We start from the raw sequence: 9,485 nt of genomic DNA on the forward strand, positions 1-9,485 counted from the left end.
CCCATAGACCAGATTGATGGCCGGCATCGGCATTTGCCGGCTGGCGTGCGGCAGGCAGAAGGGGAAGAAGATCGGCCATGCCCGATCACGCCCTGCCCCTCGTCGATATCTCCCGCCTGCAAAGCCCGGACCGCGCCGATCGCTTGGCCGTGGCACACGAACTGGACCGCGCCTGTGTCGAGGCGGGGTTTCTCTACGTCACCGGATCGCAGATCGACGCCGGGCTGCGCGCGCGGCTGGTGGCGCGGGCGCAGGACTATTTCGCGCAGGATCTCGCCACCAAGATGCAAGGCTATATCGGCCTGTCGCACAACCACAGCGGCTATGTGCCGGTGGGCGAGGAGCAGTTCGGCAGCGGCCCGCCCGACCTCAAGGAAGCCTATGACATCAACATAGACTATCACGGCAGCGAGCGCCGCCCGCTGCTGGGGCCAAACCTGTGGCCGGCGATGCCCGGCTTTCGCGCCGATGTGCAAGCCTGGTATGCCCATCTTACCGGGATCAGCCACCAGCTGTTCCGCGCCTTTGCCCTGGCGCTGGGCCTTGATGAAACCCATTTCGACGCGCACCTGCGCCACCCGCCCAGCCAGTTGCGGCTGATCCACTATCCGCATGATCCCGCCGCGCAAGACCGCCCAGGGATTGGCGCGCACACCGATTACGAATGCTTCACCTTGCTGCACGTTACCGCGCCGGGGTTGCAGGTGGTGGATCGGCACGGCGCCTGGTTCGATGTGCCGCTGATCGATGGCGCGCTGATCATGAATGTAGGCGACATGATGGAGATCATGTCCAACGGCCGCTATCTGGCCACCAAGCACCGGGTGAAGACCGTGGCGCAGGAGCGCTATTCCTTCCCGCTGTTCTGCTCGTGCGATTACGATCACGTCATCGCCCCGGTGGTGCGCGGCGAAGCCCCGCGGTATCGCCCGATCAAGGGCGGGGAATACCTGTTCAACCAGACGGCGCAGACCTTCGCCTATCTCAAGCAGCGCATTGCGCGCGGCGACCTGGCGCTCAACGATCCAGTGCCGCTGGCCTCGTTCGGCCGGCCAGAGGCGGGTGCATGAAAGTTGCCGATCTGCTGGCCGCGCTGCCGCCTCGGCCGCTGGGCACGGTGCCGTTTCCACGCCACCTGCTCGGCGCGTTCCGGCGCAAGAGCATCACCTTCTGCACCGGGCTGACTGACGAGGTAACGCCGGTCTACTGGTTCCAGTCACGCAGCTTCACGCTCGACGTGCGATTGCCCGGAGGCAACGACACCGCACTGACCCACCGCCAGGGCTGGGTGGGTGACACGCTGTGGGATGCGCAGCGCGGCGAAATGTCGTGGTCGGTGGCGCGCAGCTATCAACCGCGCAACCAGTGGCCCGAACCGGCGCGCCTGGCGTTCATCGGCAACAGCGTGCTCGAGTTTGCGCCATCGGGTGCCTATGTCGAGGATTGGCGGCAACTCGCCGCGCCTGGCCCGCTGCTTGGGCTGCGGCTGCATCTGCTGCGCGAGCATGCGACCGGGACAGACCATGCCATGGACGGCGGGCTGATCGTGGCCGGCGCGCACATGGCCCTCGCGCGATCACGCCTGCCGGCCATCGACGCCGCGCTGGCCACCACGCCCAGCCTGGACCACGCCTTGGCCCAGGGCATCGCCAGCGCAGCACAGATCGCCAGCTACGAAGTCTCGGTCGCGATCGACGGCGCGCACATCACCCACACCACCGTCCCGGCGCGGCACGGGGAACGGCTGCTCCAGAGGGACTTCGCCGTTGAGGCCGATGGCCAGGTGCACCAGCACTGCACGATCGACGGCATGGCCTGCACGCTGGTTTATAGCCTCGATGTGCACGAGCCGGTGTTTGCATTTGTCACGCAGACGCCCACCACGTCCGGGGGGCAAGCCTGGCTGGAGGCTGAACGCGAGCATCTGGAGCGCAATGCGCGGGTTTTGCGTTGAGAAAGCGGGACTCCGGATGAAGTCCGGGGTGACGTAGGTGCATGTAATATATGATTTTTCGTTACCCCGGACTTGATCCGGGGTCCCGCTGCCTTGCTACCTAGACCTCCCGCGCGCGTAGGTGGCCGGTGATCTCCTCGAGGAACAGCTGCGCCGGCGTGCCGCGCTCGGGCGCCTGGCGGGTGAGCAGGTACATCGGATAGGATGGCGCCAGGTCGTCGTGCAGCAGCGGCCACAAGTCCCCGCTCGCCACGGCCGGCGCGGCGGCGAGGGTGGGGAGGAAGCCGATGCCGGTGCCCAGCCGGATCAGGCGCAGCGCCTCGTGAATATCCTCGGCCAGGCCCGTCAGCACCGTGCCGAGGCGATAGCGCTGGCGCAGGTGGGTAATGGTGTCGACCTCGTCCTGCCCGGTCAGCACGAAACCTTGTTCCCGCAGGCTGGCCATGGTCGCGACGCGCGTGCCGTAGAGCGGGCTGCTGCGCGCGCAGTAGAGCTGCTGGGTTTCGGTGAACAGCGGCTCGTAGGTCAGCCCGGCGCGCACGCCGCTGTCGGTGCCCACGCCCAGTTCCGCCTCGCCGCGTTCCAACACATCGAGCACGTTGCGCCAGGGCGAGACGCGGATTTCGATGCGGATCGCGGGGTGGCGGGCATGCAGGCTGGCAATCGCGGCATCAAACGCTGGGGACACGATCGAGGACACCACCTGGATGCGCGCCAGCCCTTCGACCTGCCGCAGCGCCTGGGAAATGCGATGCGGCGCGGCGCGCGCGGCCTGAGCCATGTCTTCGCACAGCAGATAAAGCGCGCGGCCGGCTGCGGTCAGTTCCACGCCGCTGGCACTGCGATGCAGCAGGCGCGCGCCGGCGTGCTCTTCCAGCCGCTTGAGCGCGGCGCTGATCGTGGGTTGCTGCTTGTTGAGCCGGCGCGCCGCCGCGCCGATGCCGCCTGCCTTCACGATATCGGCAAACAGGCGCAGCAGGTTCCAATCGACCTGGGCGGCAAACAAGGGATTGGGCAGCAAAGGATCGGGCGCCGGCATGGCCTAACCCTATGCCAAGGCCCGGCCGGCGGCAATGTCAGGGGGAAGCAGGCACAAGCCGCTTCCCCCCAATCACATCATCAGAACGCGTAGCGCGCGCGCACGCCGATCGTGCGGGGACGTGCCCACGAGATGCGGTCACCCGGCTGATAGACCTTGTAATAGGTCGCCCGTGCCACATCGACATACTTCACGCCGTTGATCAGGTTGTTGCCGAACAGGCCGATTTCCAGGCGGCCGATGTCATAGCTGATCGACGCGCTGACATTGTTCTGCGCGGGGATGCGCGCATAGGTTGCGCTGGGGCCATCGGTCACCAGCTGACCATTGGTGATCGTGGTCTTGTAGGGGTTGAACGTGGTGAACTGGTCGCCCTGGTATTGATAGCTGGCGCGCAGGTGGATCGACTGATCGGTGCCGACATTGGCATCGTAGAACAGCGAGGCCGACGCGGTCCATTGCGGGAAATAGGGCGTGCGGTTGCCGTCAAACGCGCCGACCGTGGGGATATTCCCGTTGGCGCGCGAGTCCGTGTAGGAGGCAAAGCCCGAGAAGGTGATTTCCGGGCTGAGCTTCACCGTGGTTTCCAGCTCCAAGCCCTTGGAGCGGATCTTGCCCTTGTTGTCGGTGAAGAAGTACGAGCAATCGAGCAGCAGGCGCGTTTGCACGTCGCTCCAGTCGATCCAGAACGCGCTGGCGTTGAACGTCACCTTGCCATCGGCCAGGCGCGCCTTTTCACCAATGGTATAGTTCCACAGCTTGTCCGGGCCGAACGTGCTGGGCGCCGAGGAATAGCCATAGGACGCCAGGTTGTTCTTGCAGGTCTGCGAGATGCCGGTGTCGCCGATCGGCACGGGCTGGTTGGCCCCGCCATAGCGGAAGCCCTTGGCCACCTCGGCATAGACCATGAAGTCCTGGCTGGCCTTATACGACACATTGGCGCGCGGGTTCACGCCGTTGGACTTGAGCGTGGCGTTCTGTTCGAGCGGCACGTGGTTGATCACGCCATAGACGCCGCTTTCAAACAGGTAATACTTTTCCTTAAAGTTGAAGTAGCGCAGGCCGCCCGACAGATCGAGCTTGTCGGTGATGTGCCAGGTGGCATCGGCATAAGCGGCGAACTGATGTTCGTCCGTATCCTGAAGACCCGAGAAGATGTCATTGGAATTGAACGCTTTGTCCACGGCCTTGGAATCATAGAGGCCATTGGCCGTCTGCGGGAACGGGCCATAGAAATAGTTCATGTACGACAGCGTATCGAACCCGGCGACGGGAATATCCTGAACCAGGTGGCGGATCTGCTTTTCATAGAACACGCCGGCGGTCCATTTCACCGGGCCGGTATTGTCGGAAGCGAGGCGCGCTTCCAGCATGGTGTCCTTGATCTTCTGGTTGATCGAATACTGTTCATAGGGGATCAGCTTGCTCACCGCCGGATCAAAGCTGGTCGGCGCCTTGTAGAGCGGATAGGTCGTGCTGCTGACCGGCAGCGTACCGCCGCTGTAATCCTGGAAGAAATAGCCGATGGTCGGCTCGGTGCTGGCCAGGTAGCCGACATCGCGATCGGTATGCGCGCCGCTGATGATCAGGTGCACGCCGCCCAGGTCATAATCGCCCGAGGCCTGGTAGAGGCGGAACTTGTCGCTGGTGCCTTCCGGGCCATTGGTGAACGTGGTGTAGTCCGCCAACCCGCTCATGCCGGTGTTAAGGCCATTGGCCTTGCTGTGTTCATAGGTGAACGCAGCGTCGAACGTGAAAGCCGTGCTGGGCGTCCAGCGCAGGGCCACGCGTGCCTGTTCGGTGGTGTTGCTGTTGCGGTTCTGCCCGGCATAGGCGCCGACATTGTCGATGAAACCGCCATCGCGGCCGACATAGACATTGGCGCGCACGGCCAGCTGGTCTTTCACCAGCGGCAGGTTGATCATGCCGCGCACGCTGCCGCTGGCCGCACCATGTTCGGTGGAAGCGGCAGTGCCTTCGATCGAGCCGGATACCTCGTCGGCACGCGGCTTGGCGGTGACGAAGCGCACGGTGCCGGCCATCGAGCCCGCGCCATAGAGCGTACCCTGAGGTCCGCGCAGCACTTCCACGCGTTCCAGGTCATAGACCTTGAGATCGGGCGTCTGCCCCTGCACCGAGATCGGCGTATCATCGAGATAGACCGCCACGAGCGAGCGGTCCGAGGTGTCAGACGTGCGATAGCCGCCGGTCGACAGGCCGCGCATGTTGAACTTGTTGAAGCCCGGCGCGCTTTCGGTGATCGAGAGCGAGGGGACAAAGCGCTGCAGATCCGACAGGTTGCCCTGGCCAGACTTGGTGATCGTGTCGACGTTCACCACCGAAATCGCGATCGGCACCTTCTGCACCGATTCCGCGCCCGAACGGCTGGCGGTGACGACGATGTCTTCGATCTTGCCGCTGGGCTGGCTGGCCTGTTCATCGGCCCAGGCCGGCGCCGTGGCCAGCATCGCGGCCGAGACCACGGCCGTGGATGCCAGGAGCCGCGCGGACAGGCGCGCACGGTGCATGGCGGACAGGAGGTCGCTATTGTTCATTATACCCCTCGCACTTTCTGATTTGACTCCCCGTGCGGGCGCTCGCCACCCGCTCGACCGCGTCTGGGCCGGTACTCGTCTTGAGCCTTGCCAGCTTCGCACCAAGCTGGCGTGCAACAACTGTGTTAATCGCATGCGCTCATCGGATTTTGTCATCCGCCAGGCCCAGCGCCTGGGCGAGCGGGCCAAGCCAGGGCGCACAGGCCTGCCAGCGCGATAGGCCCTGGCGGTGCAGCGGCTGGCGCACCTGCTGCGCGCTGATCGTGCGCACGGCGCGCGGATTGTCGAAAAAGCGCAGGGTTTCAGGCGCAAAGGGCAGCCCGCAATGGCGCAGCAGGCGGCGCACCGTGCCTTCCGCGTCGTCAATGAGTTCTTCGTAGGCAACCGCCGTCATCGCCTGGCCCAAACCCTTGTGCATATGCGCGGCCAATGCGGCAGCGGCGCGACAATAGCGGCCCAGCGTGACAAGATCATAGCTATAGCCCTGCCCGTCCGCGAAATCCTGGGCATAAAGCGAGAAACCACAGGCCATGGGATCGCGCGAAACGTGGATGATGCGCGCCTGGGGCAGCGCCACGCGGATCAGCGCCAGGTTGAACAGGTTGCCCGGCGCCTTGTCGACGAACAGCGGCCGATCGGTCTGCCGCACGCGCGCCACCCGCGCCAGATAAGCTTCGCCCAGCGCGCGCGCTTCGGGTGCGGTCAGTGCCGCCAGTGCCGACGCGCGATCGCGGGCGCGCCCTTCGCGGATCAGCCGCGTGGTCCATTGCCGCGCCAGCAGCGTGAAATCGGCCAGCTCGGAAAGACCTTCGACCGCCGGGTGGCTGGCCAGGATCTGTTCGATCAGGGTTGACCCACTGCGCGGCAGGCCGACGATGAATACCGGGCCAGGGCGCGGATCGCCGCAGGTGGCGCGCGCGGCGAAAAACGACGCGGGAGTGGCGGCGATCGTATCGGCGACAAAGCGCTCGTGCGCGGCGATATCGAACGGCACCTGCGCGCGGCGCAGAGCATTGGCGCAGTGCAGATGGTCCACTGCCCCGGCCGGCTCCTGCGCATCGAGCAGCGCGCGGCCCAGCGCGAAATGGAGATGCGCGGCCTGGGCCGGCGCCAGGCCCGGCGCGGCCAGTGCCGCTGTCATCGCGGCGTGATCCTCGGGCGCAAAGCGGAAGGTCTTGAGATTGGCCAGGCTCCACCACGGCTCTGCCTGATCGGGTCGCAGCGCCAGCGCGCGGCGGTAGGCCAAGACCGCGCCGGCCACATCGCCGGCTGCGGCCAGGGCATGGCCACGCACGTGCCAAAAACCGGCGTCATGAGGCGACAATGCCAGGGCCGCATCCAGCGCGGCGAGGGCGGCATCGACATCGCCGCCATGCAGCTGCGCTGCCGCCACGAGGCCGTGTAGTGCCGGATTGCCGGGATGGCGAGCGGCGAGCGGCGCCACCCGGGCCAGCGCCTCTGGCCCGCGCTGCTGCCGTTCGTAGAGCAGCGCGAGATCGAGCGCAGCGGCAGAAAAGGCCGGGGCGCGGGCCAGGGCAGCCAGCAGCAATTCTTCGGCGGCATCCTGCCCACCCTGGGCCAGGCTTGCCGCCGCCAGCAGACGCAGCCAGCATGGATCGACGCGGTCTATCCCCGCGAGCGCATGGCCCTGCGCCACGATCTGGTGCTGTGCCTGCGCCAGCGCCGGGGGCAGCGCCTGGCCCAGCACGGCGTGCTGGCCGGCCAGGGCATGGGCCGCGATGGCCGATTGCGGGTTGAAGCGATGGGCCAGACTAAAAGCATCCAGCGCGGCGGCATCCTCCCCCGCCATGGCATGGGCAGCACCGCGTTCATAGTGCACGCCCCAGGCTGTGCTTTGCGCCAGCGGCGCCAGCAGACGCAGCGCGCCGGCGACATCACCGGCGCGGCGCATGGCAGCCGCCGCCACAAAGCGCGCCTCGAGCCCCGGCCCGGCTGCCAGGGCCAGATCGCGGGCCTGCGCTGGATCGCTGGACAGCAGGACTTTGGCGCGCGCCAGGCTCATGGCGCGGGGGCCAGGTGGCGCAGGATCAGGCCGTCCTGATGGTTGCGCACAAAGCCTTTCCAGGTGGGGTTGTCGCCCCCCTGGCTCACCGCTGCATAGGGCGTGGCAGGGCCAGTCCACCCCGCCCTGTCAGAGCGTTCGGCCGGCACGGTGAGATAGGCCTGCATCGCCGCCTGATGCTTGAGATGCACGCCCAGGAAGGCGGTGATGAAATGCAGGCTGATGCCGTTGAGCCGCGCTTTGCGCCACACCGGATCTTCGAACCAGTCCATGTCCCACAACGCCTGGCGCATCTGCAGCGGCGCGGGATCGGTGCCGATGGAATGGCCGGCCCCCTCGAACGCCAGCATGGTGCGATCGCTGCCGGTGGCGCCGGCAAAGATCGTGGCAGGGCCGGGATCAAAGCCGACCGTGCGATCGGCCGTTCCGGTCACCACCATGAGCGGCGCATGGATTTGCGCCAGGCCGCCGCCCCACACCGGCGATGGCCCGCCGCCTGCCGGGGAAATCGCCACGACAGCAGCAATGCCATCGGCGCGCAGATCGGCCGCGGCCGGGCCATTGCCGGCATAGGCCGCGCGCAGGGCGGCCGGCATGCGCGCCAGCCACGCAGCTGTGGGATCGAGGCGGGCGCCCGCTGCGGTCAACACGCCATAGCCACCAAACGAATAGCCGATCAGCGCCACCTGCGCCGGATCGGCCAGCGGCCCCAGTAGCCCTGCGCGCAGGCGTTGCAGCGCCAGCACGATATCGAGCGGGCGGCGCAGCATCATCGGCACGGCGCCGCGCGGATCGGTGATCGGCCCATCATGATGGGCGATGGCCACCACGACATAGCCCTTGCTCGCCAGGTTTTCGCCCAGCCAGCGCAGCATCACCGGATCGTTGTCAAACCCGTGCGAGAGCAGCACCAGCGGAAAGCCCTGGCCCGCCGCCGGCGCATCGGCCACGGCGCGCCCGGCTATGGTGAAGTGCACCGGCGGCTGCGGCGGCTCTGCCGTCAGGCTGGCAGAATAAGTCACGGTGTGGGCCCCGGCTGCGCCGCGCGCGGGATACCAGATGCGCAACGGCAGGGTGCGCGTGCCGCGCACGACTTGCCCCGCCGCGACCGACGCCGTCGCATCCAGTTGCCCCGAGGCCACGATCGTGCGCGTCATGGTGCCCGGTACATAGGGGCCAGGCGCGGCCAGTTCGGGCAGGCCGGGCTCTGGCTGATCCAGGCTTGTGGCCGGCTTGCCCGGCGCATTGCTGGCAGGCGGCGCAGCGGCGGCAGTCAGCATGGCAAGGCCCAGCAGCGCGCTGGCACGCATCAGGCGCCTTGCCCGGCGCGCACCGGCGCCGACTGTACCGGTTTTCTCGGTTTCCTGTGTCATGATCCTCCTGGCGCGCTGCCCTGCATTCTTTGGCCCCATGCTATGCCCTCCCCTCGCTCGCACGCTATCTCGTATAGGCAATTGCCTGTGCTTTCATGTTATTCCTGCGTCGGGAAAAGCTGGCGGAACAGCCGCCCGACCCATTCGTTGCCCACCCTGGGCACCATCTCTCATTCCACGGACGTCCGTAGACGTCCGTGAAGTGGCTGACCAGAGAACGGTGTCGGATCATGAAGGGGGCCGGACTCTACCTCTGACTGGTAACAATCAGGGGAGCACGTCAGATTGGCCACCGTCGAAATTGAAATGACGGCTATGACTCCGTGTCCGGAACGGCGCTTAGCGTCGAAAAATGGTGGGGAACGGACAGGCAGCTTTGAGGAGGCTGGTGGCGATAATTGCCGTTCCCGAAAAGGATCGAATATCAAGAAAAGCGGCTAGCCCGTCTTATTCATCAGGGTGGGGCAAAGGGTTGGCGGGAGTGGCGTAAGCCTCTGATCTGAATTAGGATCTGGGTGTCTAGTCCGAACCTGCCGCAGGG

6 protein-coding genes are annotated in these 9,485 nt (G+C 66.3%); 2 read left to right on the top strand and 4 right to left on the bottom strand.

Annotation, left to right across the window (positions count from 1 at the left end; genetic code table 11):
- Positions 1–77 precede the first annotated feature (77 nt).
- Together C8K14_RS01790 and C8K14_RS01795 are read left to right on the top strand one after the other, a co-directional pair.
- On the top strand, positions 78–1,070 hold the full coding sequence (locus tag C8K14_RS01790; RefSeq protein ID WP_107715437.1) for an isopenicillin N synthase family oxygenase: 993 nt from the start codon (positions 78–80) through the stop codon (positions 1,068–1,070).
- Positions 1,067–1,954 (top strand): hypothetical protein, encoded by an 888-nt coding sequence (locus C8K14_RS01795; RefSeq protein ID WP_107715438.1) that lies wholly within the window; start codon positions 1,067–1,069, stop codon positions 1,952–1,954. The genes C8K14_RS01790 and C8K14_RS01795 overlap by 4 nt, the downstream gene beginning before the upstream one ends.
- 100 nt (positions 1,955–2,054) lie before the next feature.
- Here the strand turns inward: C8K14_RS01795 and C8K14_RS01800 are convergent, their stop codons facing one another.
- The 4 genes from C8K14_RS01800 to C8K14_RS01815 form a co-directional block, all read right to left on the bottom strand.
- Positions 2,055–2,993, bottom strand: a complete 939-nt coding sequence (locus C8K14_RS01800) for a LysR family transcriptional regulator (protein WP_107715439.1) — start codon at positions 2,991–2,993, stop codon at positions 2,055–2,057.
- Positions 2,994–3,073: 80 nt separating this feature from the next.
- A complete protein-coding gene (locus C8K14_RS01805; protein WP_022678422.1) occupies positions 3,074–5,548 on the bottom strand; it encodes a TonB-dependent receptor in 2,475 nt (824 codons plus the stop codon).
- Between the two features lie 139 nt (positions 5,549–5,687).
- Entirely contained in the window at positions 5,688–7,571 is a 1,884-nt protein-coding gene (locus C8K14_RS01810) for a sulfotransferase (RefSeq protein ID WP_107715440.1), read from the bottom strand.
- A complete protein-coding gene (locus tag C8K14_RS01815) occupies positions 7,568–8,944 on the bottom strand; it encodes a dienelactone hydrolase (RefSeq protein ID WP_107715441.1) in 1,377 nt (458 codons plus the stop codon). The genes C8K14_RS01810 and C8K14_RS01815 overlap by 4 nt, the downstream gene beginning before the upstream one ends.
- Positions 8,945–9,485 lie beyond the last annotated feature (541 nt).

Source organism: Novosphingobium sp. GV079, assembly GCF_003058045.1.
GTDB classification, from domain to species: Bacteria; Pseudomonadota; Alphaproteobacteria; order Sphingomonadales; family Sphingomonadaceae; genus Novosphingobium; species Novosphingobium capsulatum.

Coding starts and splice junctions, on each gene's coding strand:
- C8K14_RS01810 (WP_107715440.1), bottom strand. CDS start 7,571: ATGAGCCTGGCGCGCGCCAAAGTCCTGCTGTCCAGCGATCCAGCGCAG.
- C8K14_RS01815 (WP_107715441.1), bottom strand. CDS start 8,944: ATGACACAGGAAACCGAGAAAACCGGTACAGTCGGCGCCGGTGCGCGC.
- C8K14_RS01800 (WP_107715439.1), bottom strand. CDS start 2,993: ATGCCGGCGCCCGATCCTTTGCTGCCCAATCCCTTGTTTGCCGCCCAG.
- C8K14_RS01795 (WP_107715438.1), top strand. CDS start 1,067: ATGAAAGTTGCCGATCTGCTGGCCGCGCTGCCGCCTCGGCCGCTGGGC.
- C8K14_RS01805 (WP_022678422.1), bottom strand. CDS start 5,548: ATGAACAATAGCGACCTCCTGTCCGCCATGCACCGTGCGCGCCTGTCC.
- C8K14_RS01790 (WP_107715437.1), top strand. CDS start 78: ATGCCCGATCACGCCCTGCCCCTCGTCGATATCTCCCGCCTGCAAAGC.